Source organism: Azorhizobium sp. AG788 (assembly GCF_004364705.1).
In the GTDB taxonomy this organism is placed as follows: domain Bacteria; phylum Pseudomonadota; class Alphaproteobacteria; order Rhizobiales; family Xanthobacteraceae; genus Azorhizobium; species Azorhizobium caulinodans.
Window position 1 is genome coordinate 303,843 of sequence record NZ_SOBM01000002.1, and the last position, 24,116, is coordinate 327,958.

Genomic DNA, 24,116 nt, shown 5'->3' on the forward strand with positions numbered 1-24,116 from the left:
CTGCGGCGCGCTTCCGCGCCCGGCGCCTTTCCCAAAGACCTGGATTGATCGGACGGACGAACGTGATCCCGAACACCCCCAGCATCACCCCGGAACTCGTCGCTGAGCACGGCCTGAAGCCGGACGAATACCAGCGCTTCGTGGAGCTGATCGGGCGCGAGCCGACCATCACGGAGCTCGGCATCGTTTCCGCCATGTGGAACGAGCACTGCTCCTACAAGTCCTCCAAGGTCTGGCTGCGCACGCTGCCCACCAAGGGCCCGCGCGTCATCCAGGGGCCGGGCGAGAATGCCGGCGTCGTGGACATCGGCGACGGTCTCGCCGTGGTCTTCAAGATGGAGAGCCACAACCACCCGTCCTTTATCGAGCCCTATCAGGGCGCGGGGACGGGCGTGGGCGGCATCCTGCGCGACGTCTTCACCATGGGTGCGCGCCCCATCGCGGCGCTGAACGCGCTGCGCTTCGGCGACCCCCACCATCCGCGCACCCGCCGCCTGCTGGCGGGCGTGGTGGCCGGCATCGGCGGATACGGCAACTCCTTCGGCGTGCCCACTGTGGGCGGCTCCGTGGGTTTCCACGAGCGCTACAACGGCAACATCCTCGTCAACGCCATGGCGGTCGGCCTCGCGAAGACGGATGAGATCTTCTATGCGGCGGCGGCCGGCGTCGGCCGCTCCATCGTCTATCTCGGCTCCAAGACCGGCCGCGACGGCATCCACGGCGCCACCATGGCCTCCGCCGAATTCGGCGCGGACGCCGAGGAAAAGCGGCCCACCGTGCAGGTGGGCGACCCCTTCGCCGAGAAGCTGCTGCTGGAAGCCTGCCTCGAGATCATGCAGGCGGGCTGCGTGGTGGCGATCCAGGACATGGGCGCCGCCGGCCTCACCTGCTCGGCGGTCGAGATGGGCGCCAAGGGCGACCTCGGCGTGGAGCTCGACCTCAACGCCGTGCCCTGCCGCGAAACCGGCATGACCGCTTATGAGATGATGCTCTCCGAGAGCCAGGAGCGCATGCTCATGGTGATCGCGGACGGCAAGGAAGATCAGGCCGAGGCCATCTTCCGCAAGTGGGGCCTGGACTTCGCCATCATCGGCAAGACCACCGATACGCTCCGTTTCGTCGTGAAGCACGACGGCGACGTGAAGGCTGACCTGCCCATCAAGGAACTGGGCGACGAGGCGCCGGAATATTACCGCCCCTTCACCGAGACGCCGCCGCGGCCCGTGCTCGGCCCGTCGGACGTGAACCATGCGGTGTCCGTCGCCGACGCGCTGGAGCGCCTCATCGCCTCGCCGGACCTGTGCTCCAAGCGCTGGGTCTGGGAGCAGTATGACCACCTCATTCTCGGCAACACCGTGCAGCGCCCCGGTGGCGACGCGGCCGTGGTGCGCGTGAACGAAGGCCCCAAGGCACTGGCACTGACCACCGACGTGACGCCCCGCTATTGCGAGGCGGACCCCTTCGAGGGCGGCAAGCAGGCGGTTGCCGAGGCGTGGCGCAATCTCACCGCCGTGGGTGCCACCCCCATCGCCGTGACCGACAACCTCAATTTTGGCAATCCCGAGAAGCCCGAGATCATGGGCCAGTTCGTGGGCTGCGTGAAAGGCATCGGCGCGGCCTGCGAGGCGCTCGACTTCCCGGTCGTCTCCGGCAATGTCAGTCTCTACAACGAGACCAACGGGCAGGGCATCCTGCCGACCCCCACCATCGGTGGCGTCGGTCTCATCGACGATGTGGAGCAGAGCATGACGCTCGCCTTCAAGGCGGCGGGCGAGGCCATCTTCGTGGTCGGCAAGACGGACGGTTGGCTCGGCTCCTCCGCTTATCTCTACACCGTCTGCGACCGCGAGGACGGCGCTCCGCCGCCGGTGGATCTGGTGGCCGAGAAGCGCAACGGTGACTTCGTGCGCGGCCTCATCAAGGACGACTTCATCACCGCCGCCCATGACGTCTCCGACGGCGGCCTGCTCGTCGCCATCGCCGAGATGGCCATGGCGGGCCGCATCGGCGCGTCGGTGGATGGCGTGCCCGCGGGCATGCCGGCCCATGCCTTCTGGTTCGGCGAGGATCAGGCCCGCTATGTGGTGACGCTCCCGGCCAATCAGGCCGCCGAGATGGTGCGCCGGGCGGAAGCGGCGGGCGTGCCCGTGACCAAGCTCGGCAAGACCGGCGGCGACAAGATCACGCTGGCCAACGAGCGGCCGATCTTCGTCGAAGGTCTGCGCGATCGCCACGACAGCTGGCTGCCCATCTATATGGGCGCCAACTAAAGGTCTGATCTCAGAGGCGGGGCCGCGCGCCCCGCCCGGAAACGAGGAACAACGCCATGGCCATGGACGCCGGTGACATCGAGCGCCTCATCAAGGCGGCTTTCCCCGATGCCGAAGTGAGCATCACCGATCTGGCGGGTGACGGCGACCATTATGCCGCGACCGTGGTGTCGGAAGCCTTCCGCGGCAAGAGCCGGGTGCAGCAGCACCAGATGGTCTATGCCGCCCTCCAGGGCAACATGGGCGGCGTGCTGCACGCCCTCGCGCTGAAGACCTCCGCGCCCGCCTGATCCTACCGATCCGGCCCAAGGCCCCGATCTGCCCCAAGGGAGGTGCTCCCGCCCCGCCTTGGGCTTGGCTATGGTACCGCCCTCTGGATTCGCGGGGGCGGACATGACGGACAAGATCGCAGCGCGCGAGGGTGAGGCGGCGACGGACCGCCCCGCTTGGCGAAATCCACGCCGCTGGCTGCTGGGCCTCGCCGTCTGCGTCGGTCTCGTCGCCCTCTCGGAAGCCTTCCTCGACCGGGCGATCAGCACCTTTTCCCACGACCATATCGGCCGGAACGGCGTCTTCTTCGCCATGCAGTATCCGCCGAACATCCTGTCGCCGCTGGCGGTGATCGGCGCGGTCGTCCTCGGGCTTCTCTGGCTGTTCGCCGGTCCGCCGCCCCGGTGGGGGCGGGTGCTGTTTACCGGGTCGGTGGCGCTCATCGTCGCCATCGCGGTCAAGGAGCAGCTCAAGTTCGCGTTCGGCCACACCTGGCCCGAGACCTTCGTGAACAACAACCCATCCTGGATCGACAACGGGGTCTACGGCTTCTTCTTCTTCCATGGCGGGGCGGGCTATGCCTCTTTCCCCTCCGGCCATTCAACGGTAATGGCGTGCGTGGGCAGTGTGCTCGCCTGCGCCTATCCCCGCCTGCGGTGGCTCGCCGTCCTCCTCCAACTGATCGTGGTAATGGGGCTGCTGGGCGAGGATTATCACTTCCTTGGCGACATCATCGCCGGCACCTTTCTCGGCGCCGCCATTGGAATCGCAGCCTCTGCCATCAGCGGCCTCCTGCCGGCCCCGCGCTGAGGACGCAGGTCCCCGCCATCTTGCGCTTTGCCCCCTCAGGCCCGATGTTGGGGCATGGGAACCGGCCCGACGCCGGCCAATCATTCCGGACCAAAAACCATGAGCATCCGCGATTTCATCGATAACGAGGTCAAGAACAACGACGTCGTCGTGTTCATGAAGGGCACGCCCCAGTTCCCGCAGTGCGGCTTCTCGGGGCAGGTGGTCCAGATACTCGATCACCTCGGCGTGAGCTACAAGGGCATCAACGTCCTGTCCTCCGACGAACTGCGTCAGGGCATCAAGGACTATGCCAACTGGCCGACGATCCCCCAGATCTATGTGAAGGGCGAGTTCGTGGGCGGCTGCGACATCGTCCGCGAGATGTTCCAGGCGGGCGAACTGGTGCCGTTCTTCGAGGAGAAGGGCGTCGCCCTCCACGACCGCGCCATCGGCTGAGCGCGCGTCTTCGATCTGTTTCAAATGCCCGGCTTCGTGCCGGGCATTTTCGTTTAGGCCAGATCAGCGGGGCCACTCCTGCCGGCCATGGAGGACGCGCAGGATAACGATGCGCTCTTCGGTCTCCGCATAGACAATGACATAGTTGCCGCAGACCATCTCACGGGTTCCTACGACGCGCCCGGAACGATAGAGCTTCGGATGCTCCGGGAGGCGCCCGGTTTTGCCTCTGATTTCGTCGACAAGCCGCTGTGCTGCGTCCGGATTGTCCTCGGCAATGTAGGAAACAATGGAGAGCAGGTCGGCGCGCGCGGCTTCCCGCCATTCAGGACCGGACACGGCGCGCCGCCGTGATCAACGATTGGGCCTCGTCCATGACGTCCGCATGGGGGACCGCAGGGCGCTGGTCCGCCAGCGCCTCCTGCACCTTGGCGCGGAACCAGGCGTCATAGGCCTGCGGATCCGCCGTTAGGCCAGCGGGCAGGCCGCCTTCGCGCACCACGCAGGTCAGCAAGATGCGCACCGCGTCCGAGACCGTCAGCCCGAACTTGGCGAGCGTCGCGGCGGCATCCTCTTTCAGCGCGTCGTCCACGCGCACATGCAGCATCGAGCTTTGGGCCATGTCTCCCTCCCGATGAGCACATCATGTATCTCATCTGAGATACATTCAAGGTCGTCAAACAAAAATGCCCGGCACAAGGCCGGGCATTCGCATCTCAGGTTCAACGAGGAAAATCAGGCGCGGCCGAAGACGCGGGTGAAGATCTGGTCCACGTTCTTGAAGTGATAGCCGAGATCGAACTTCTCGTTGATGTCGTCTTCGGAGAGATACTTGCGCACCTCTTCGTCGGCCAGCAGGAAGGCGCGGAAGTCGCCTTCGCCGCGCCAGACCTTCATGGCGTTGCGCTGCACGAGGCGATAGCTGTCCTCGCGGCTCGCGCCCTTCTGGGTCAGCGCCAGCAGCACGCGTTGGGAGTGGATGAGACCGCCCAGCTTGTCCATGTTCTTCTGCATGTTGTCCGCATGGACCACCAGCTTGTCCATCACGCCGGCGAGACGGGCGAGGGCGAAGTCCAGCGTCACTGTGGCGTCGGGGCCGATCATGCGCTCCACGGAGGAGTGCGAGATGTCGCGCTCGTGCCACAGGGCCACATTCTCCAGCGCCGGGGTCACATAGCCGCGCACCATGCGGGCAAGGCCCGTAAGGTTCTCGGTCAGCACCGGGTTGCGCTTGTGCGGCATGGCCGAGGAGCCCTTCTGGGCCTCGGAGAAATACTCTTCCGCTTCCAGCACTTCCGTGCGCTGGAGGTGGCGCACCTCGGTGGCGAGCCGCTCCACGGAGGAGGCGACGACGCCGAGCACGGCAAAGAACATGGCGTGGCGGTCGCGCGGGATCACCTGCGTGGAGACGGTCTCGACCGTGAGGCCCATCTTCTCCGCCACATGCTGCTCCACGCGCGGATCGATATGGGCGAAGGTGCCCACCGCGCCCGAGATGGCGCAGGTGGCGATCTCGGCGCGGGCGGCGACGAGGCGGGCGCGGGAGCGCTGGAATTCGGCGTGCGCAATGGCGAGCTTGACGCCGAAGGTGGTGGGCTCGGCATGGATGCCGTGGGAGCGGCCGACGGTGGGGGTCAGCTTGTGCTCGAAGGCACGGCGCTCAAGGATCGCCAGCAGATTGTCCACGTCCGCGATCAGGAGATCGGCGGCGCGGGTGAGCTGAACGGCAAGGCACGTGTCCAGCACGTCGGACGAGGTCATGCCCTGATGGACGAAGCGCGCGTCGGGGCCAACGATCTCGGCCAGATGCGTGAGGAAGGCGATGACGTCGTGCTTCACCTCGCGCTCGATGGCGTCGATGCGCTCCACGTCGAAGGTGGCGTTGGCGCCCTTCTCCCAGATCACCTTGGCCGCTTCCTTCGGCACTATGCCGAGTTCGGCCATGGCATCGGCGGCATGGGCCTCGATCTCGAACCAGATGCGGAAGCGGGTTTCGGGGGACCAGATGTCGGCCATCTGGGGCCGGCTGTAGCGGGGGATCATCGCGGTGCTCGCACGCCTTGTCGTTGAAGTCGGCGCTCTATCAGATCACGGCGCTGCTGGATAGGCGCGCGCCGGAACGCGAGCGTTGCGCTGAGATCATGCGCCCGTTCGGGCGTCGTGACGGTGGATGAGGTTCGCCACCGGTTTCATGAAGTAGGGCAGGAGATAGATGGGGAACTGCGCCAGCCCCACATAGAGCCAGGTTGTGTCGGGAATGGCACCGCCGGCGGCCGCGATGAGCATCATCATGTTCCTGAGGCCGGACGAGAAGCCGATCATCAGGGCCTGATCTGCGGGCGCGAAGAGGCGGAACAGGAGGCCGCCCGCCGCCAGCGCGCCAAAGGAGACGGTGAAGGCGAGCGCGCTGATGCCGAGGAGCCGTATCGGCTCGGCAATGAACTGCCGGGTGATGCCGTCCATGAAGGCCACCGCCATCAGGGCGAGGAGGATGACGTTCACGCCGTCCATGGGCGCGCGCCAGCGGGTGAGGCGGGTCGGGCCGATCAGTGCCCGGAGACCGAAGCCGACCGCTGCGGTGCCCGCGAGCACCAGTGCCAGCCGCACCGTGAGGGTGAGTGGGTCGAGATCGAGGGCGGCCCCGCTCAGGGCATGGACGATGGCCGGCGCGCTGAGGGGCGTCACGAGCATGGCCAGAACCATCACAAGCAGCGGCAGCGTTGGGTCGAGGCCGAGCAGGATGGCGAAGGCCGGTCCCGCCATGATGGGCGGTGCCGAAACCTGGAGCACGATGGCGAGCAGAATGTCCGGATCGGACACCGGCACGCCCAGCGCCAGCGCCGTGGCAAGGAGGGCGGGGGCGAGGCCCATGATCCAGACCACCGCCAGCACCGCCAGGCCGAGGCCGCGCCCGGTGCGCAGGCGGGCGAGGTCCGTGCGCATGAAGGAGGCGACCATCATCACATAGACGAGGGGCGTCAGCAGGGGCTTGGCTAGGCTCGCCAGCGGCGGGATGACAAGCCCGATGACGATGCTCAGCGCCACGGCGCGGGTGCCCTCGCGGCCGAGAGTGGACAGGAGCCGGAGGGGCAGGGCGGAGAGCGGGGGAGGGAGCATGCGACTCGGCGATCGGGTGGCGGACCGATGAGACCCTTCCCATCGCCCGGCGCTGGGGGCTCGACAACGCCTGCCCGCGCATGGCGGCGGTGACGGCCATGTGCGGGGCGATCATCTGGTCCCGTGACGCTGGCAAGATGGCGGAAGGGGCGCTAAGAGGCGGGCGGATCGGATTGGATGCGGGTTCTTCGCGCCGTTCAATCCGCCGCGCCTTTAATCGCGGGACCGTCGGCGTTACCTTCAGAGGGCACGCCATCGATGTCCCGCGTGCGAGTGAGGTCCCCTTTGCGTTACGTCTCCACCCGGGGCGAGGCCCCGACGCTGTCTTTTGCCGATGCGCTCCTCGCCGGTCTGGCCCGCGATGGCGGGCTCTATGTGCCGGAGACCTGGCCGACCCTTTCGGCCGCGGAGATCGCGGGACTTGCGGGCAAATCCTATGCGGACGTGGCGCGTGCGGTGATCACGCCTTTCGTCGGGGACGCGCTGCCGAAGGCCGCCCTCGACACCATGATCAGCGATGCCTACCGCGCCTTCCGCCATCCGGCGACGACGCCGGTGGTGCAGCTCGGCCCGAACCGCTTCCTGCTGGAGCTGTTCCATGGTCCGACCCTAGCGTTCAAGGACGTCGCCATGCAGTTGCTGGCGCGCCTGATGGACCACGTGCTCGCCACCCGCAACGGCCGCGCCACCATCGTCGGCGCCACCTCGGGCGACACGGGCAGTGCGGCCATCGAGGCGTTCCGGCACACGGATGCGGTGGATGTGTTCATCCTCTATCCGCATAACCGCGTCTCGGAAGTGCAGCGCCGGCAGATGACCACGGTGGGCGGGGCGAATGTCCACGCCATCGCCGTGGAAGGCACGTTCGACGACTGCCAGGCCCATGTGAAGGCCATGTTCAACCACGCCGCCTTCCGCGACCGGCTGGCCCTGGCGGGCGTGAACTCCATCAACTGGGCGCGCATCGTCGCCCAGGTGGTCTATTATTTCTATGCCGCCGTGGCGCTTGGCGCGCCCCATCGCGAAGTGTCGTTCGTGGTGCCCACGGGCAATTTCGGCGACATCTTCGCCGGCTGGGTGGCCAAGCGCATGGGCCTGCCGGTGCGCGATCTCACCATCGCCACCAACGTCAACGACATCTTGGCCCGCACGCTCGCCACTGGGCGCTATGAGGTGAAGGGCGTGCAGCCCTCCTCCTCGCCCTCCATGGACATTCAGGTGTCGTCGAATTTCGAGCGCCTGCTGTTCGAGGCCGTCGAGCGCGACGCCGGCACCGTGCGCCAGCTTATGGCGTCGCTCGGCCAGTCCGGTGCCTTCACCCTGCCGCACGCGGCGCAGGCGGCCATCGCCGGCGAATTCTCCGCCGACCGGGCCGACGAGCCGGAGACCGCCGCCACCATCTCCCGCCTCTATCGCGAGAGCGGCTATGTGGCCGATCCCCATACGGCCGTGGCGCTGGCCGTGGCGGAGAAGGTGGAGCACGCCCGCGCCGTGCCGCAGATCGTGCTCTCCACCGCCCATCCGGCCAAGTTCCCCGATGCCGTGGAAGCGGCCACGGGCAAGCGGCCGGTGCTGCCGCCCCACATGGCGGACCTGTTCAACCGCAAGGAGCGCCTGAGCGTGCTGCCGAACGATCTCGACGCCATCGAGGCCTTCATCTCGGCGCGGGCGCGGATCGTCTCGGGAGCCGCCGCATGAGCGCGCCCGAGACCGGCGTTAAGACGACGACCCTGCCGAACGGCATCACGGTCGTCTCAGATGCGATGCCTCACCTCGGCACGGCCTCGCTCGGCATCTGGGTGGGGGCCGGCGCGCGCGACGAGGGCGAGCAGGAACACGGCATCTCGCACCTTCTGGAACACATGGCCTTCAAGGGCACGCGCCGCCGCTCGGCCCGCCGCATCGCGGAGGAGATCGAGCAGGTGGGCGGCGACATCAATGCCGCCACCTCCGTCGAGCAGACGTCCTACAATGTGCGGGTGCTGGGCGAGGACGTGGGCCTCGGCATGGACATCCTGTCGGACATCCTCACCGAGCCCGCTTTCGCGCCCGAGGAACTGGCGCGCGAGAAGAACGTGATCGTGCAGGAAATCGGCGCGGTCATGGACACGCCGGACGATCTCGTGTTCGACCTCTTCCAGGAGAGGGCCTTTCCCGGGCAGGCGGTGGGCCGCTCCATCCTCGGCACGCCGGACACGGTGCGCAGCTTCGATCCTGCGGGCCTCGGCGCCTATCTGGGCCGCACCTATCGCGGGCCGCGCATGGTGGTCTCCGCCGCCGGCGCCGTGAACCACGACCAGCTTGTGGCCGAGGCCGCCGAGCGGCTCGGCACCATCGCCGGCGAGACCAAGCCTGAGGCCGCGCCCGCGCTTTATGCCGGCGGCAGCATCCTGACCCCCCGCGACCTTGAGCAGGTGCACGTGGTGCTGGGCCTTGAGGGGCGCTCCTACAAGCATCCGCAGTATCATGCGGCGCAGGTACTCTCGAACATCCTCGGCGGCGGCATGTCCTCGCGCCTGTTTCAGGATGTGCGGGAGGAGCGGGGCCTCTGCTATTCCATCTATTCCTTCCACTGGTCCTATGCGGACACCGGCATCTTCGCCATCTATGCCGGCACCGATGAAGGCGATGTGGGCGAACTGACCAATGTGGTCATCGACCAACTGGAAGCGGCGGGTGAGACCATCACGGAAACGGAGCTCGCCCGCGCCAAGGCGCAGATGAAGGTGGGCCTGCTCGCCGCGCTGGAAAGCTCCGGTGCTCGCGCCGACCAGCTTGCCCGGCAGTTGCTGGCCTTCAATCGGATCATTCCGGTGGAGGAGATCGTCGCCAAGGTGGAGGCCGTCACCGTGGACGCGGTGCGGCAGGCCGCGCGCGATCTCGTGGCCGGCGGTCGGCCGACGCTGGCCGCCATCGGTCCGGGCAAGGGGCTCGATCCGGCAGCGCGCGCGGTGGAGCGCCTGGCCCGCGCCTGATCGGGTTTCTCCTGATTTGAGGTGCGGCGCAAACAGGTTCTAGAATGAGACTGCCGTGCGCCCTCGGGAGCACGGCAGGGGTTATTGCCGTCATGTGGCTGTTCAAGTCGGTATTCGCGTCGGATCAGATCCCCGTCGTTCATGGCGACGGGGTATATCTGCGTGTGCCGCAGGCCTCCGATTTCGCGGACTGGCGCGATCTGCGCGAAGCCAGCCGCGATTTTCTCACGCCCTGGGAGCCGGTCTGGCCGGCCGATGATCTCACCCGCGGCTCCTATCGGCGGCGCATGCGGCGCTATGCCCGCGACATGATGGCGGACGAAGCCTATCCGCTCTTCCTGTTTCGGACCCACGACCATGCGCTGCTGGGCGGCATGACGCTCTCCAACGTCCGGCGCGGCGTGTGCCAGTCGGCGAGCCTCGGTTACTGGATGGGCGCGGCCTTTGCGGGGCAGGGCTATATGGGGGCGGGCGTCGCCGCCTTGCTTCCGTTGGCCTATGACGTGTTGCGGCTGCGGCGCATCGAGGCCGCCTGCATGGTCCGCAATACGCCCTCCATCCGGCTGCTGGAGCGTCTCGGCTTCATGCACGAGGGCTATGCCCGGCAGTATCTGTGCATTAACGGCCGCTGGGAGGACCACCTTCTGTTTGCCCGGCTGCGCACCGACAGGGCGAAGCCGCGCGAGGCCCGGCCGGACGCTGCCACCCAGTGGGGCGTCGTTCCGGGTGGCCGGGCGGAACAGCCCCTCGTGCGCTGAAGCGGCAGGCAGGATCGCGCCTGGAGGTGGCCGTCAGTTGGCGGTCTTGGCGCCGGTCGGCAGGAGTGGGCTCGGCTTCGAGATCTGCTCGATCACGGACCGCACGGCAGCGTCGCCGCCACGGCTCCGCACGGCATCCAGTAGCGGCTGCGCCGCGCCCGAGCGGCGGATCAGGCTCTGGGCATCGGGCATGACAAAGGCATTGTCCCATGTGCCCTGCACGATGAAGGGCAGCTCGAACTTCGTGCCCTCGCCAGAGCCGTTCACGAGGCTGGCGTCGCCCTTGAGATCCAGCGTGCGGTCAGCCACGGACACGGACCCGGCCAATTGGAGCTGGACCTGACGGCCCGTGATGCGCGCCGTATCGAGCGTCGCCTTGCCGTCCACGATCTGCGCCTTGGCCTCCATGGTCGTGAAGCTGGTGCGCCCGCCGCGCACGTCGCCGCCGCCCGAGAGCGGACGCTGTTCCAGATGGCGCAGCGCCTGGGCCACGTCGAGCCCGACGATGGCGCCGGCGCTCGCCTTCACAGAGACGGCGCCCCCCAGGGACTGGGCAATGGCATAGATGCTGTCTCCCTGTCCGCTGATGCTGGCCTGGATGTCGCCCTTGCCTTCGAGGCGCCGGATGTCCGCAATGTCCCCCAGCGCCTTCTCGAGGGCGACGCCGTTGCCGTCCATTTCGACCCGGACGGCGGTTCCGTGGGCCGGTGCCTCCGCCGGGGCGACGCTCAGGGTGGCGCGCAGCAGGCCCCCCCAGGCCTGCGCTTCACCCACGGAGGCCAGAAGTCGGCCGCCGCGCAGCACCACGCTGCTCGCGACCCGCTCGAACAGGCTGTCGTCTGCGCGGATGCTGTTGGCGGACAGGCGCAGGTCGAGATCGGCCTTGTGCAGCAGGGATACGTCGAGATGGCCGTGGTCCCAGTCTCGGCCACCATTGCCGGTCAGCGACTTGCGCCCGTAGGGCGTGATGTTCATGGCGTCCGCAGCAAACGTGCCTTCCACCGAGGGGCGACGGCCGTCGAGCTTGAGCGTCAGTCCGCCCTCGCCGCGGTTGCCGTCCATCTCCACATAGGCGGGGGTGAGTGAAATCTCGCGGCCGTGTGCGGAGAGGCGGGCACCGAAGGAGAAGCGGCCGAACCCGCCGCTGGTGGGCGGCGTGGTGCCGACCCAGTTCAGCACACTACGCAGATCCGGGCTGTCGAGGGCGATGTCCCCCTCGGCCGCCGGATTGGCGCCGGCGGCCGCGACGCCACGGAATTTCAAGGTGGCGCCGTCGGAGAAGAGATCGAGGCGCGTGTCGCTGTCCATGCCATCGAGGAAGGCGCTCGCATCGGCAACCGTCAGGCGTCCGCTGGTCGTCTTGTCCCGCCACGTGAAATCGGCGGAGGCACTGAGGCCCTTGCCGCCTGAGCTATGGTCGAGCCGGGCGCTGATGCCGCTCACCAGTTCCTGCGTGAGGCCGCCGCTGTCGCGCCAGGCAATGGTGCCGTCCTCGATCCGCAGCGACGGGGCGGTTGGCGTGCGCACGAAGGGCGCGAGCGACAGATGCGGCACCTCGACGGCACCGGACATGGTGAGGATGGGCCGGCGCAAGGTAACGCTGGAAACATCGGCCCGTCCGAGCAGCAAGGGCAGCAGCCGCAGCCGCGCCACCACCTGCTCGCTTTCGAGCGCCGACGTGCCCGGCATGGCCAGCGTCACGCGCTGGAGCACGATGCGGGGATAAGGCACGAGGGAGAATCGGCTCTCGCCTTCGATGCGCACATCGCGGCCCGAACTGGCGGCGAGCGCTTCCGTCGCGGCGCGACGCACTTCGCCCTGGGGCACGAGCGCCGGGGCGATGGCGAGCGCGAGCAGGCACACGCCGACGCCTGCGGCGGCGCTGATGCCGGCCGCGAGCGCAAGACGCCGGGCTTTGAGGCCGATCTTCACCACGTCCGTTCGAACATTCCAGCTGGAGGCAAGGTCACTCCCGCGCACCCATGGCGTGACGCCATGCGCGTGTCTACCCGTTCCGCCCGTGGCGCGACAATCTGCAGGCTCTGTGTCCCTTTCAAGGCTGGGCTCCGGACGGTCCACGGGAAGGGCTGTGACAGGGGCGAGGAACGGGGTAGCTTCTGCTGCGCCGCTCTCCGGTCCCGCGGGAACGGGGAGGGGCAGGGCGCGCACAAGGCGGCACCGCTTTGTGCGAAACCCTACCAAGGCATTGAAAAGAAACAGGTAGCGCTTGGGCGCCTCAGGCGTCCGTCGAATGTCAGAGTGCTAGGAGAGGAAGCGATGACCGAACAAGCCGCTCACCCGCTGTGGCAACCCGGCGCCGAGCGTATCGCCAAGAGCCACGTGACGTGGCTGATCGGCGAAGTGAACAGCCGATTCGGCACCTCCCTTTCCAATTATGCCGACCTGCACGCCTGGTCCGTGAAGAATCTCTCCGCCTTCTGGGATCTCGTCTGGGACACCTGCGGCGTGATCGGCCAGAAGGGCGCTCAGCGTCTCATCGACGCGGACAAGATGCCGGGCGCGCAGTTCTTTCCCGATGCGAAGCTCAATTTCGCCGAGAACCTGCTCCGCAGGACCGGCTCCGGCGAGGCGCTGGTCTTCCGCGGCGAGGACAAGCTGGAGAAGCGCCTCACCCATGACGACCTGCATGCGCTGGTCTCCCGCCTCCAGCAGGCGCTGAAGGCCGAGGGCGTGGGCGTCGGCGACCGGGTGGCGGCGATGATGCCGAACATGCCGGAGACTATCGCCATCATGCTGGCGACGACCTCTCTCGGTGCCATCTTCTCGTCCTGCTCGCCGGATTTCGGCGAGCGCGGCGTGCTCGACCGCTTCGGCCAGATCGAACCCAAGGTGTTCTTCGCCTGCGATGGCTACTGGTACAACGGCAAGCGCGTCTCCATCGCCGACAAGCTGGTGGAGATATCGAAGCACCTCACCACGCCGTCGAAGCTCGTGGTGGTGCCCTATCTCGGGGAAGCGGCGGAGACGGCCGGGCGGCTCGACCGGGGCGTGGATCTCGATGCCTTCCTCGCGCCCCATGCGCCGAAGGCCGTGACCTTCGAGCGCCTGCCCTTCAACCATCCCATCTACATCCTGTTCTCGTCCGGCACGACGGGCGTGCCCAAGTGCATCGTCCACGGCGCCGGCGGCACGCTGCTCCAGCACCTGAAGGAGCATCGCTACCAGTGCGACCTGTCGCCGGGTGACAAGCTCTTCTATTTCACCACCTGCGGCTGGATGATGTGGAACTGGCTCGTCTCGGGCCTCGCCAGCGAGCTGACGCTGTTTCTCTTCGACGGCTCGCCCTTCGCGCCGAGCCCGAAGGTGCTGTTCGATTATGCGCAGGACGAAGGTTTCAACGTCTTCGGAACCTCGGCCAAGTACATCGATTCCCTGCACAAAGAGGGGCTGAAGCCGATCGAGACCCACGATCTCTCGGCCCTGCGCCTGATCACCTCGACGGGCTCGCCTCTGGCGCCGGAATCGTTCGAATATGTCTATTCCGGCATCAAGAAGGACGTGCACCTCGCCTCCATCTCGGGCGGCACCGACATCGTGTCCTGCTTCGTGCTGGGGGATCCGACAGCGCCGGTGTGGAAGGGCGAGATCCAGGCGGCCGGCCTCGGCATGGCCGTGGACGTCTGGTCGGAGGACGGCCGTCCGGTGAAGCTGGAGCGGGGCGAACTTGTCTGCACCCGTCCCTTCCCGTCGATGCCGGTGATGTTCTGGAACGACAAGGACGGCGCCAAGTATCATGCCGCCTATTTCGACCGCTTCCCGAACATCTGGTGCCATGGCGACTTCGCCATGTGGACGGAGCATGGCGGCCTCGTGATCCTCGGGCGCTCCGATGCCACCCTGAACCCGCAGGGCGTGCGCATCGGCACGGCGGAAATCTATGCGCAGGTGGAGCAGATTCCCGATGTGATGGAATCAGTCGCCATCGGCCAGGATTGGGACAATGACGTGCGTGTCGTGCTGTTCGTGCGCCTGCGCGAAGGCACGACGCTGGATGAGGATCTCGTGCGGCGGATCAAGACCCAGATCCGCGTCGGCGCGAGCCCCCGCCATGTGCCGGCCAAGATCGTGCAGGTGACGGATATTCCGCGCACCCGTTCTGGCAAGATCACGGAACTGGCGGTGCGCGAGGTGGTGCACGGGCGGCCGGTGAAGAACACGGAGGCGCTCTCCAATCCCGAGGCGCTGGACCAGTATCGGGAAGTCCCAGACCTGCTGTCCTGACGTCGAGGACCGGAGCCCGCGGTGCGGGTTCCGGTTTCGCTGAAACTTCAGAAAGGCAGTTTAAGTGCCTGATTTTGAAGAGCTTGAGGGGCGAGCTGCGCCTTCTGCGGCCGACCGGGAGAGGCGGGCGAGCAGGATGACGGGGATGAGCCCCACCAGCACGATCACCAGCGCCGCCAGAGCTCCGTCCTCATAGGTGCTGCGGGCGGCTTCCGCATAGATGTGGGTCGCGAGTGTCTCGAAGCCGAGCGGGCGCAGCAGCAGCGTCGCCGGCAGTTCCTTCATTCCATCCACGAAGACGATGAGCGCGGCGGTGGCGAGCGCGGTGCGCAGCAGCGGCAGGTGCACCTGCCGCACCATGGCCCCGCGCGTGCAGCCGAGGCTGCGGGCAGCCATGTCGAGATGCGGCGAGAGCTTGGCATAGCCCGCCTCGACGCCGCTTGCCGGAATGGTGAGGAAGCGGATGCCGTAGGCGAGGATCAGCGCGCCGCCGGAGCCCGAGATCAGGAGACCGGTGGAGACACCGGCGAGCTGCCGCGTGAAGCCGTCCAGAAGATTGTCGAAGGCGGCCATGGGCGTGAGCAGGCCGATGGCGAGCACAGTGCCGGGAATGGCATAGCCGAGGCCGGCCAGGCGCACGAACGCCCCGGTGATCCGGCTGCGGTCCACCCGCTGGGCCACCGCCACCACCAGTCCCAGCGATACCGTCACCAGCATACCGGCTGTGGCGAGCAGGGCGCTGTTGCGCGCTTCCTTGAGGATATCGAGCGAAATGCCTGAAAACTCGATGCGTTGCGCCGCTGCAAGGGTCAGGTGGGCGAGGGGCACGGCAAAGCCGAGAAGCACGGGCAGGGCGCAGAACAGACAGGCCCCCCATGCCGCAAGGCCGGTGAGCTGGGTCGGCGCCTGCGGCCGGGTGGAGCCTGTCGCCACAAACCGCCGGCTGCGCCGGGCTGCCCGCTCGCCGAGAATGATGACGAGCACGAGCAGCAGCATGACGAGCGCGATCTGCGCGGCGCCCGGCAGGTTCGAGCGGTTCACCCAGGTGGTATAGATGGAGACCGTGAGCGTGCGCATGCCGAGGAATTCGGAGGCGCCGATGTCGCCGAGCGTCTCGAGCAGCGCCAGCGTCACGCCGGCGACGATGGCCGGACGGGCCAGCGGAATGGCGATGCGCAGGAAGGTGCGCAGGCGACCGGCGCCGAGCGTGCGGGCGACCTCCAAAGCGGCGGCGGACTGGACGAGGAAGCTCGCCCGCGCCGAGAGATAGACATAAGGGTAAAGCACGACGCTCAGCACGAAGATGCAGCCGCCGATGGAGCGCAGGTCCGGCAGGCGCAGGCCGCGCGGGCTGGAGATGCCGAGCAGGAAGCGGAGCGTCGACTGCACCGGCCCCAGGGGATGCAGCACGTCGAGATAGGAATAAGCGACGATATAGCTCGGCACCGCGAGCGGCAGCAGCAGCGCCCAATCCAACGCCGCGCGCCCCGGAAAGCGGCATGTGGCGACCAGCCACGCGCAGGGCACCGCCATCAGCGTGGTGAGGACACCGACGCCCAGCAGAAGAAGAAGCGTCTGCTGGAGCGCGACGGGCAGCACATTCTCGATGAGGTGCGGCCAGAGATCGCCCGAACCTTGCGCGGCAATCTCGATGAGCGCGAGGACCGGCAGGAGAACGAGAAGCGCCACGGCCGCAGCCGCGAGGACGAAGACGCCCCCGCGGCGGGCCGGCAGTCGCACGCGACGGGTCGCCGGAGGTCGAAAGGCAAGGTCCGTCACGTCGAGGGCCGGATCAGTTGTCGAAGCCGACCTTGTCCATCAGCTCGCTGGCCTTCTTGCGGGCCTTGGCCACTTCGACCAGCGAGACGGAATCGATCTTCAGCGGACCCAGGGCGGCGATGATGGGGTCGATCTCGGCACCCGCGAGCACCGGATATTCCATGTTCTGCTTGGCATAGACCGCCTGCATCTGCGGCGAGACGGCGAATTCCAGCAGCTTCACGGCATTGGCCTTGTTCGGCGCGTTCTTGGCCACCGCGGCGCCGGAGACATTCACATGGGTGCCGCCATTCTCGAAGGTGGGCAGAACCACGTCGATGGCCTCGCCCCACTTCTTCTGGTCCGGGCCGCCGGCGCCGGAGCGCATCAGGCCGACATAATAGGAATTGCCGACCGCGATGTCGCAGATCCCGCCCATGATATCGCGGGCGCCCTCGCGGTCGCCGCCGGTGGCCTTGCGGGCGAGGTTGGCCTTGAGGCCGCGCAGCCAGGCTTCGGTCTTCGCCTCGCCGTAGTGGACGATATAGGCGGCTGTCAGCCCGATATTGTAGGGATGCTGGCCCGAACGGATGCAGATCTTGCCCTTCCACTTCGGGTCGGAGAGATCCTCATAGTGGAAGCTGGTGAGCTTGGGCATGTCCTTGGCGGCATAGATCAGGCGCGCGCGCATGGAGAGGGCGAACCAGTTGCCCTGCGGATCACGCAGATTGGCCGGAATGGCGTCCGAGAGCACCTTGCTTTCCACCGGCTGGGTCACGCCGGCGTCCACCACGTCGAGCAGGTTGCCCACGTCCACGGTCATCAGCAGGTCGGCCGGGGAGGCGGCACCTTCCGCCTTCACGCGCTCGGCAAGCCCGTCCTTCACGAAGACGCTGTTGACGGTGATTCCGGTGGCCTTTGTGAAGGCCTCGAACAGCGGGGCGGCGAGGGCGGGTTCGCGGGTCGTATAGACGTTCACCACCTGCTGTGCGGATGCAGTGCCCACCAGCATCGCCGTGCCGCAAGCCGCCAGAAACAGACGCCGTCCAATGGAACGGAGCATCGTGAAGCCTCCCTTATTTTACCCAGGCCGGCTCGCATGAAGAGCCGATGGTTCTGGCCGTAGCGGGAGGGCTACGTGGCGTCAATCAAACAAGGGGCGAGGATAATATATTGGAAAATCTCTAAGAAGAGACCGCCCCCTCGCTGTACGGCGGGCTGCTTTTGCCTGTCTGGCGCAAAAAGAAACCCCGCCGGAGCGGGGTTTCGGATGGTACAGCTGCCCTTGGGGCTTGGGCTCAGTCGTCGAGATCGCCGATGTGGTGCTGCGCGTAGAGCTGCAGACCGAGCTTGGCGACGAGATCGAGCTGGGTCTCGAGGAAGTCGATGTGGCCTTCCTCATCCGCCATCAGCTCCTCGAAGAGGTCGCGGGTGGGGAAGTCCTTGACCGAAGCGCAATAAGCGGCGGCTTCCTGATAGAGCGCGCGGGCTTCGGTCTCGGCGGCGAGGTCAGCCTCGAGGATTTCCTTCACGTCCTGGCCGATGCGCAGCGGGTCGAGGACCTGCATGTTCGGGAAGCCGTCCAGGAAGAGGATGCGGTCCACGAACTTGTCCGCATGCACCATTTCCTCGATGGATTCGGCACGCCACTTCTTCGCCAGCGCCTTGTAGCCCCAGTTGTCCAGCATGCGGTAGTGCAGCCAGTACTGGTTGATGGCCGTCAGCTCCGAACGCAGGCCACGGTTCAGATACTCGATGACCTTCTGGTCGCCTTTCATGTGGCTCTCCTTGGCGGCTCAAGCCGCTCTGAACATATGGAAAAGTAATTAGACCAATTCCAAACTGCATTCAACCAATCAGCGGATGGAAATCCTGCGCGGCTCGCGCGGCGGGATCCCTCACTCGGCAGCGAGCATGCGGGTGGAAAGGTTGGCGGCAGGGCAGGTGGCGGGGCATTCGGCACAGGCGCTTGCCTGCACCTGATCGAGAATGGCGCGGATCGTGCGCGCGCAGCGGCCGCACTGGGGCGAGCAGCCGAGGCATCGATAGACCTGTCCAGGCGTCGTCACTCCGGCCGTGGACGCGAGGGCGTCCCGAACCTGGCTGTCGGAGAAGACGTTGCACGAACACACAATCATGACACGCCTGTTGTTTCTTAGATTAGATCGTTTCTAAAGAGCTGATCTACTTCCCATTCTTGTCAGACATCCTCGGCTGACGTCAATGCGCGGAGGCCATCCTGAAGGTCGCAGGGACCTGTTTTTGGCCTCAACTGGCGCTCTTTTTATCTGTTCTATTTTCAGAAGACATTTGAGGTGCCGCAACTTGGGCCGACAAGCCATTGAAGGCGCGCGCCAAAATGCATCCGGCCCCGGAGAGGGCCTCGGCACGCGCTCGCAGGGATGTGAGGGCTCAGGTGCGGGGTAGCGAGACCTGGGCGAGCAGGCCGGTATCGAGCCCGCGAGTCAGCGCAAGGTCGCCGCCCATGCCGCGCGCCAGGGCCCCGAGCCGGGCCAGCCGGAAGGGCCGGCCGGCGCGGCTGAAGCGGGTGGAGACGGTCGCCGCGCGTGTCGGATCGAGAGCGATGGCGATCTCTTCCTCGCTCAATGCCGCGCCCCCGTCGCGCACCTGAAGCAGCGCATTGGGAGCCGCATCGTCTGCGGTGAGGGTCACGATGACCTGCCCGCCATGGGGGGTGGCTTCCATGGCTTCCGTCAGGAGCTCGCGGGCGAGCCGGGCGAAGCCCTCCGGATTGGCGCGGGCCGTCACGTCCTCCGACAATGCCGTGCGCAGCAGCACGCCTCGCCGGCGGGCGGCGTCCGAGAGATGCGCCAGCGCGTCCGTCACCAGCGGCGAGAGCGAAACGGGCGTGACCGGCTCCGGCGGCAGCGCCAGGGCGCCGAGGTCGTCCAGCGTGTCCACCAGCGCCTGCCCGGCAGCCGCGGCGGCCTCCGCCTGCTGCTGATAACGCCGGCTGCCGACGGGCCCGTAGAGATTGCTGCGCACGCTGTCCACGAAGCCGAGCAGCACGGTGAGCGGATCGCGCAGATCGTGGGAGACCCGGCGCACGATGGCATCGACGCGCCGCGGGTCGTCAGGCACGCCTGCGGGTGGAAGGGGCGCGAGCGGTTGAGGCTGTGGCTGGGCCGGAACGGGAACGGCCCTCGGCGCCTCCACCACGGCCTCGGTGCGGGTCTGGAGCACGAGGCAGAAGCGCGCCGCCGGATCGCCCGTGGTCACCAGCATCGCTTCGGCCTGCTCCTCCGTGCCGAGCCGATGGCGCAGCGTGAGCGGCGCGTTCTGCTGACCCTTGCCGGCAGCCGCGGCATCGAGCATGGCCACGGCCTGCACATGGCATCCGGGTGCCAGAAGGATGGTGAAGGGCTCGCCCTCCAGATCATCGGCGGTAAAGCCGCAGGCGTCCGCTGCCGCCGTATTGGCCATTTCCACCGTTCCGTCGCGGTCGAGCAGCAGGACGGGATAGGGAATGAAATCGAGCGCCTGCCGCCGGGCGGCCGCCCGCTCGACGCGCATCTGCACGCCGCTGGCGGGGCCTCTGGGACTTTCGGGCGATGCCGCCGCGGCCGCCGGTGCCCCCTCGATCGGACGGATGACGTGGACGAGCGCCGGCCGCCCGCTCCAGGGCGAGGCGACGAGGCGCACCTCGACCGGCAGGCGGTCGCCATGCAGGGTTTCGAGATCGAGGCCGCCATGGCGGGAATCGCGCACGAGCCGGGGCGACAGGCCGCCGGTCGCGACAAATTCGGCCGTGTCGCGTACGCCCAGCCAGCCGAGCAGTGTCTTGTTGGTGCGCACGGTCTTGCCGCCCTGCTGCACCACGATGCCGATGGGCAGGCGGTCGAGCAGATGATCCTCGCCTTCGGCCTGTGCCCCGGAGGCGGTGCCTGCGTCCGGCTCGCGCAGCGGCTCGGTCTCGTCGAGCTCCGGCCGCGCCTCGGTGGCCGCTTTCGGCCATTCCTCGATGGCCTCGCTCAAGGTGCGGGCGATCTCATGGAAGGCGGAACGCTCGCGCGGCGTGAGGCTGCCGCCGTGCAGAGGCACCACGTTGAAATGCTGGGCTTCAGAATCCGAGCCGGCGGGCGCCTCGTCCTGCGGCTCTGCGCCCCAGAGGAGGCCGAAGCCACGCGTGCCCCGGCGCTGCCGCGCCTGATCGAACAACGGTACGCCGCCGAACTCGATGCGCCGCGCGGGATGCCCGCCGGTGCGGAGCGTCAGGCCGAAGAAGCTGCCCCCGGTGCGCAATGCCGCACGCATGGGGCCGGCATCGGCGATGAGGCCCACATCCTCCAGTTCCTGGAAGTCCCGGCCGACCCAGTCGCCCTCGGCGCTGCCCAATGCTTCGGGCAGTTCGGGGGAGATCCGCATCAGCCGGCCGGCGGCGTCCATCTGCCAGGAGAAGCGCAGGCACCGGCCATCTGCGTCGCGGCCATATTGCGGGATGACGGCTGGCAGCCCGCTGCGGGGTGGCAGGGCGCGGGTTGCCCGTCCGCCCTCGGCCAGCGCCAGCGGGTCGGCGAACAGCACCACATGGCCCGCAGGGGAATGGATGCCGATGCAGGCGAAGGGCAGGGGCGCCTGGGTGCCGGGCAGGCGCACGCGCTCAAGCCGAGGGGCGCGGCGCAGCGACATTGCGACGCGCTTGGCAACGATCTTGACGCTGAGAGGCGCTTCCGCACCCGTCTCCACGCCGAAGGCGGCACAGGCGGGCGTCGCGGCCACCACGCGCAGGTCCGGCAGCAGCACCACGAAGGACGGAAGGTCCTCCCGGGACAGCGGCGCAAAGAGCGCTTCCTGGTGGGGCGGCATGCGTTGCGTCTGCTCGCTCATGGCCTCGCTGGCGGTTTCAGGGGGCGAAGTCCGAATGATTCCCTGCTAGCGCGCGTGGATCGCCCGAGACTTGCCGGCGAAAGATTAACATGACGCCAATCGGCGCGGTGTCGTCGAAATGTTTCAACTTGCAGTGCATAGGGATTAACTGCCTAAAATCAGCCGGGGTGCATTTTCTGCCCTCCCTGCCCGAGGAGTAACCACATGACGCCGAAATTCGGTCCCGATCTGGAGTTGCCCACGGAGTTGAAGGCCATCGCTGAAAAGAACGTCGCCCAGGCGCGTCAGGCGTTCGATACGCTGTTCGATGCCGCCCGCACGGCCGTGGGCGAGTCCGAGGGGCGCCTCGAGGAGGTCCGCTCGAACATGAAGGGGTTGCGCCAGAAGACCCTCGGCCTCGTCGAGACCAATATCAATGCCGGCTTCGATTTCCTGAACAAGCTCGTGCAGGCCAAGAGCCCGCAGGAGGTTCTGGCGCTGCAGAGCGAATTCCTGACCCGTCAGATGCAGGCGCTCTCCGAGCAGGCCGCCTCCCTCGGCAGCGATGCCCGCTCGCTGGGCGAGAGCACGGTGCGCAGCCTCGACGAGCATGCCAAGGCGCTTGCGGAGCGGGTGAAGGCGCTGGGCACGCTCGCCACCCAGCACGCCCAGTCGGCCGCGGCCGATGCGCAGGCGGCCGGCAAGGCGGCGCAGTCCGACGTCCAGGCCACGGCCGAACACGCGGCGGAGAACATTCAGCAGCCCTACAATCCGAACCAGACCTACTGAGAGCGCGCACCGCTCACGGGTCCCGGCGCGCCGCGCGATTGTGCGGCGCAAAAATTTCTTTGCACTTTTAGTTGCAGCGCGTTACATTCCGCCCAAGTCTAGCGGTGTGGAGCCGCTGTGCGTTGCACCATGTCCTGCGGTTCAGGCCGTGTGACACGGAGCTGCGTAGCCATAATCGACTTTTAGCGCTCCGAGGAAACCATGACCGACGCCTTCAAAGCCTTTCAGGATCAGTTCACTTCTGCGTTCAAGCCGATGGACGTGCCGGCCGCGTTTCGCGACTTCGCGGAGAAGGGCGTGCAGAGCTATCGCGAGGGCTTCGAGAAGCTGAAGGCTTCCGCCGAACAGACGTCCGATCTGCTCGAAGGGACCTATTCCACGGCCACCAAGGGCGTCGCGGAATACAACCTGAAGTCGCTGGAAATCCTGCGCACGAACATCAATTCGGCTTTCGACTTCTGCGCCTCCGTACTGGCGGCGAAGAATGCCGCCGAGGCCGTCGAGCTGTCGTCCTCGCACCTGCGCACCCAGTTCGAGACCCTGTCCGAGCAGGCCAAGGAACTCGCCGCTCTGGCGCAGAAGGTGGCCGCCGAGAGCTCCGAGCCGATCAAGGCCGGCGTCGAGAAGACCCTGCGTACCGGCGCCTGATCGCCGCACGTCGAGACTGCCATTCGAGAGCGCCCTTCGGGGCGCTCTTTTCGTTTGCTGGGACGGGCATGGCTTGCCAAGAGCCCGCGTCCGCGCCAGATGCTACGGCAAGGCCGCGCCGCGCGCGGCGTGATCGCCCGGTCCGAGCGGGCGTGCCAGCGAGTGCCCATGCGTGCCATCGAAACCTATTCGCCGCTTCTGATCATCGGTCCCTCCTGGGTCGGTGACATGGTGATGGCGGCGAGCCTCGTCGCGAGCCTCAGGGCGCAGGAACCGGGCCGGCCCATCGATGTCATGGCCCCGCCGGCGGCGTTGCCCATCGCCCGGCTCATTCCCGGCGTGCGGCGGACCATCCCGCTGGGGCTCGGCCATGGGCAGTTCGGGCTCATGGCCCGCTGGCGGGCGGGGCGGGCGCTCCGCAGCGAGGGGTACGGCAAGGCGATCATCCTGCCGCGGGCCTTCAAGGCCGCGATCCCGCCCTTCGCTGCTGGCATTCCCGTGCGCATCGGCTACGCGGCCGAGGGGCGCAGCATCCTGCTCACGGACGCGCGTTCGGATTCCCAGCGCAAGACGGCGCGGACCATTGACCGTTTCGTCGCCCTCGGCTCGCCGGAAGGCGCGGCCCCCGCGTCCGAGCGGCCCGTGCTGCTGCTGCCCGAGGATGAGCGGCGCGCGGTCGCGGAGAAGTTCCCGCTGGCCGGCGAGGGGGCGGTGATGGCGCTCTGCCCCGGCGCTGAATACGGGCCCGCCAAGCGCTGGCCTACCGCAAAGTTCGCGGCCCTCGCCGCGCAGGCCCATGCCGCCGGCTACCAGTTGCGGGTGCTGGGCGGCCCCAAGGACGCGCCGCTGGCGCAGGAGATTGTCGCGCGTGCCGGCGTGCCGGTGGAGGATCTCACCGGCCGCACCTCGCTCATCGAGGCTGCGGGCATCCTGGCCGGGGCCGATGTGGTGGTGTCCAACGATTCCGGCCTCATGCATGTGGCCGGTGCCCTCGATCGGCCGCTGGTGGTGCTCTACGGTTCCTCCTCGGAGAAGATGACGCCACCCACCGGGCCGCGTTCGAAGGTCGTGTCCCACGATCTGCCCTGCCGTCCCTGCTTCAAGCGGGAATGTCCGCTCGGCACGCTTGCCTGTTTCGAGGCCATCGCGCCGCAGGAAGTGCTCGCCGCCGCCATGGCGGTGCAGGGATGAAATATCGGCGGTTGGGGGCCTGC

General features: G+C 67.4%; 21 protein-coding genes. 11 read left to right on the top strand and 10 right to left on the bottom strand.

The genetic code is table 11. From position 1 onward, the window contains the following. Positions 1 to 62 precede the first annotated feature (62 nt). The 4 genes from purL to grxD all read left to right on the top strand — a co-directional run bounded on the left by purL (position 63) and on the right by grxD (position 3,788). On the top strand, positions 63 to 2,270 hold the full coding sequence (gene purL, locus DFO45_RS05420) for a phosphoribosylformylglycinamidine synthase subunit PurL (RefSeq protein ID WP_133864080.1): 2,208 nt from the start codon (positions 63 to 65) through the stop codon (positions 2,268 to 2,270). 56 nt (positions 2,271 to 2,326) lie between these two features. Beyond that, positions 2,327 to 2,560, top strand: coding sequence for a BolA family transcriptional regulator (locus DFO45_RS05425; RefSeq protein WP_012170759.1), 234 nt, complete (start codon positions 2,327 to 2,329; stop codon positions 2,558 to 2,560). Between the two features lie 103 nt (positions 2,561 to 2,663). After that, the gene (locus DFO45_RS05430) at positions 2,664 to 3,350 is read left to right on the top strand and encodes a phosphatase PAP2 family protein (protein ID WP_166657051.1); all 687 of its coding nucleotides are present in this window, start codon (positions 2,664 to 2,666) and stop codon (positions 3,348 to 3,350) included. A gap of 99 nt (positions 3,351 to 3,449) precedes the next feature. Then, a complete protein-coding gene (gene grxD, locus DFO45_RS05435; RefSeq protein ID WP_043879254.1) occupies positions 3,450 to 3,788 on the top strand; it encodes a Grx4 family monothiol glutaredoxin in 339 nt (112 codons plus the stop codon). Positions 3,789 to 3,851: 63 nt separating this feature from the next. Here the strand turns inward: grxD and DFO45_RS05440 are convergent, their stop codons facing one another. The 4 genes from DFO45_RS05440 to DFO45_RS05455 form a co-directional block, all read right to left on the bottom strand. After that, the gene (locus DFO45_RS05440; RefSeq protein WP_133864082.1) at positions 3,852 to 4,127 is read right to left on the bottom strand and encodes a type II toxin-antitoxin system RelE/ParE family toxin; all 276 of its coding nucleotides are present in this window, start codon (positions 4,125 to 4,127) and stop codon (positions 3,852 to 3,854) included. Continuing rightward, complete coding sequence (locus tag DFO45_RS05445; RefSeq protein WP_133864083.1) at positions 4,114 to 4,410, bottom strand: type II toxin-antitoxin system RelB/DinJ family antitoxin; 297 nt, start codon at positions 4,408 to 4,410, stop codon at positions 4,114 to 4,116. The genes DFO45_RS05440 and DFO45_RS05445 overlap by 14 nt, the downstream gene beginning before the upstream one ends. A gap of 113 nt (positions 4,411 to 4,523) precedes the next feature. Further along, entirely contained in the window at positions 4,524 to 5,831 is a 1,308-nt protein-coding gene (gene purB / locus DFO45_RS05450) for an adenylosuccinate lyase (protein WP_012170764.1), read from the bottom strand. A gap of 96 nt (positions 5,832 to 5,927) precedes the next feature. Then, positions 5,928 to 6,905 carry a hypothetical protein gene (locus tag DFO45_RS05455; protein ID WP_133864084.1) on the bottom strand — a complete coding sequence of 326 codons (978 nt, stop codon included), beginning with the start codon at positions 6,903 to 6,905 and terminating at the stop codon, positions 5,928 to 5,930. Positions 6,906 to 7,190: 285 nt separating this feature from the next. Between DFO45_RS05455 and thrC the strand changes: the two genes are divergently transcribed. The 3 genes from thrC to DFO45_RS05470 all read left to right on the top strand — a co-directional run bounded on the left by thrC (position 7,191) and on the right by DFO45_RS05470 (position 10,638). Continuing rightward, positions 7,191 to 8,603 (top strand): threonine synthase, encoded by a 1,413-nt coding sequence (gene thrC / locus DFO45_RS05460; protein ID WP_133864085.1) that lies wholly within the window; start codon positions 7,191 to 7,193, stop codon positions 8,601 to 8,603. Next, positions 8,600 to 9,880, top strand: coding sequence for a pitrilysin family protein (locus tag DFO45_RS05465; protein WP_133864086.1), 1,281 nt, complete (start codon positions 8,600 to 8,602; stop codon positions 9,878 to 9,880). Before thrC ends, DFO45_RS05465 begins: the two co-directional genes overlap by 4 nt. 92 nt (positions 9,881 to 9,972) lie before the next feature. Next, positions 9,973 to 10,638, top strand: a complete 666-nt coding sequence (locus DFO45_RS05470) for a GNAT family protein (RefSeq protein ID WP_133864087.1) — start codon at positions 9,973 to 9,975, stop codon at positions 10,636 to 10,638. Positions 10,639 to 10,671: 33 nt separating this feature from the next. On the opposite strand, the gene DFO45_RS05475 is transcribed toward DFO45_RS05470, so the two are convergent. Further along, positions 10,672 to 12,570 carry an AsmA family protein gene (locus tag DFO45_RS05475; RefSeq protein WP_133864088.1) on the bottom strand — a complete coding sequence of 633 codons (1,899 nt, stop codon included), beginning with the start codon at positions 12,568 to 12,570 and terminating at the stop codon, positions 10,672 to 10,674. 345 nt (positions 12,571 to 12,915) lie between these two features. Between DFO45_RS05475 and DFO45_RS05480 the strand changes: the two genes are divergently transcribed. Beyond that, on the top strand, positions 12,916 to 14,880 hold the full coding sequence (locus DFO45_RS05480) for an acetoacetate--CoA ligase (RefSeq protein WP_133864089.1): 1,965 nt from the start codon (positions 12,916 to 12,918) through the stop codon (positions 14,878 to 14,880). Between the two features lie 60 nt (positions 14,881 to 14,940). Here DFO45_RS05480 and DFO45_RS05485 read toward each other — a convergent pair whose 3' ends face one another. From DFO45_RS05485 to DFO45_RS05505, 5 genes are all read right to left on the bottom strand, one after another. Next, the gene (locus DFO45_RS05485; protein WP_332119035.1) at positions 14,941 to 16,569 is read right to left on the bottom strand and encodes an iron ABC transporter permease; all 1,629 of its coding nucleotides are present in this window, start codon (positions 16,567 to 16,569) and stop codon (positions 14,941 to 14,943) included. A gap of 103 nt (positions 16,570 to 16,672) precedes the next feature. Continuing rightward, on the bottom strand, positions 16,673 to 17,701 hold the full coding sequence (locus DFO45_RS05490; RefSeq protein WP_133864091.1) for an extracellular solute-binding protein: 1,029 nt from the start codon (positions 17,699 to 17,701) through the stop codon (positions 16,673 to 16,675). 235 nt (positions 17,702 to 17,936) lie between these two features. Continuing rightward, complete coding sequence (gene bfr / locus DFO45_RS05495) at positions 17,937 to 18,416, bottom strand: bacterioferritin (RefSeq protein WP_012170773.1); 480 nt, start codon at positions 18,414 to 18,416, stop codon at positions 17,937 to 17,939. A 120-nt stretch (positions 18,417 to 18,536) separates the two neighbouring features. After that, positions 18,537 to 18,776: a (2Fe-2S)-binding protein gene (locus DFO45_RS05500; RefSeq protein ID WP_012170774.1), complete on the bottom strand. Its 240-nt coding sequence runs from the start codon at positions 18,774 to 18,776 to the stop codon at positions 18,537 to 18,539. Positions 18,777 to 19,050: 274 nt separating this feature from the next. Then, complete coding sequence (locus DFO45_RS05505; protein ID WP_133864092.1) at positions 19,051 to 21,486, bottom strand: PAS domain-containing sensor histidine kinase; 2,436 nt, start codon at positions 21,484 to 21,486, stop codon at positions 19,051 to 19,053. A gap of 204 nt (positions 21,487 to 21,690) precedes the next feature. Between DFO45_RS05505 and DFO45_RS05510 the strand changes: the two genes are divergently transcribed. From DFO45_RS05510 to waaF, 3 genes are all read left to right on the top strand, one after another. Beyond that, positions 21,691 to 22,254 (top strand): phasin family protein, encoded by a 564-nt coding sequence (locus DFO45_RS05510; protein ID WP_133864093.1) that lies wholly within the window; start codon positions 21,691 to 21,693, stop codon positions 22,252 to 22,254. A gap of 201 nt (positions 22,255 to 22,455) precedes the next feature. Continuing rightward, positions 22,456 to 22,902, top strand: coding sequence for a phasin (locus DFO45_RS05515; RefSeq protein WP_012170777.1), 447 nt, complete (start codon positions 22,456 to 22,458; stop codon positions 22,900 to 22,902). Between the two features lie 168 nt (positions 22,903 to 23,070). Then, positions 23,071 to 24,093 carry a lipopolysaccharide heptosyltransferase II gene (gene waaF, locus DFO45_RS05520; RefSeq protein ID WP_133864094.1) on the top strand — a complete coding sequence of 341 codons (1,023 nt, stop codon included), beginning with the start codon at positions 23,071 to 23,073 and terminating at the stop codon, positions 24,091 to 24,093. Positions 24,094 to 24,116 lie beyond the last annotated feature (23 nt).

Excerpts from the sequence above, each read along its gene's own strand:
- DFO45_RS05490 (WP_133864091.1), bottom strand. The coding sequence starts at position 17,701 with ATGCTCCGTTCCATTGGACGGCGTCTGTTTCTGGCGGCTTGCGGCACG.
- DFO45_RS05500 (WP_012170774.1), bottom strand. The coding sequence starts at position 18,776 with ATGATTGTGTGTTCGTGCAACGTCTTCTCCGACAGCCAGGTTCGGGAC.
- DFO45_RS05445 (WP_133864083.1), bottom strand. The coding sequence starts at position 4,410 with ATGGCCCAAAGCTCGATGCTGCATGTGCGCGTGGACGACGCGCTGAAA.
- DFO45_RS05455 (WP_133864084.1), bottom strand. The coding sequence starts at position 6,905 with ATGCTCCCTCCCCCGCTCTCCGCCCTGCCCCTCCGGCTCCTGTCCACT.
- grxD (WP_043879254.1), top strand. The coding sequence starts at position 3,450 with ATGAGCATCCGCGATTTCATCGATAACGAGGTCAAGAACAACGACGTC.
- bfr (WP_012170773.1), bottom strand. The coding sequence starts at position 18,416 with ATGAAAGGCGACCAGAAGGTCATCGAGTATCTGAACCGTGGCCTGCGT.
- DFO45_RS05465 (WP_133864086.1), top strand. The coding sequence starts at position 8,600 with ATGAGCGCGCCCGAGACCGGCGTTAAGACGACGACCCTGCCGAACGGC.
- waaF (WP_133864094.1), top strand. The coding sequence starts at position 23,071 with ATGCGTGCCATCGAAACCTATTCGCCGCTTCTGATCATCGGTCCCTCC.
- DFO45_RS05505 (WP_133864092.1), bottom strand. The coding sequence starts at position 21,486 with ATGAGCGAGCAGACGCAACGCATGCCGCCCCACCAGGAAGCGCTCTTT.
- DFO45_RS05510 (WP_133864093.1), top strand. The coding sequence starts at position 21,691 with ATGACGCCGAAATTCGGTCCCGATCTGGAGTTGCCCACGGAGTTGAAG.
- DFO45_RS05430 (WP_166657051.1), top strand. The coding sequence starts at position 2,664 with ATGACGGACAAGATCGCAGCGCGCGAGGGTGAGGCGGCGACGGACCGC.
- DFO45_RS05480 (WP_133864089.1), top strand. The coding sequence starts at position 12,916 with ATGACCGAACAAGCCGCTCACCCGCTGTGGCAACCCGGCGCCGAGCGT.
- DFO45_RS05470 (WP_133864087.1), top strand. The coding sequence starts at position 9,973 with ATGTGGCTGTTCAAGTCGGTATTCGCGTCGGATCAGATCCCCGTCGTT.
- DFO45_RS05515 (WP_012170777.1), top strand. The coding sequence starts at position 22,456 with ATGACCGACGCCTTCAAAGCCTTTCAGGATCAGTTCACTTCTGCGTTC.
- purB (WP_012170764.1), bottom strand. The coding sequence starts at position 5,831 with ATGATCCCCCGCTACAGCCGGCCCCAGATGGCCGACATCTGGTCCCCC.
- DFO45_RS05425 (WP_012170759.1), top strand. The coding sequence starts at position 2,327 with ATGGCCATGGACGCCGGTGACATCGAGCGCCTCATCAAGGCGGCTTTC.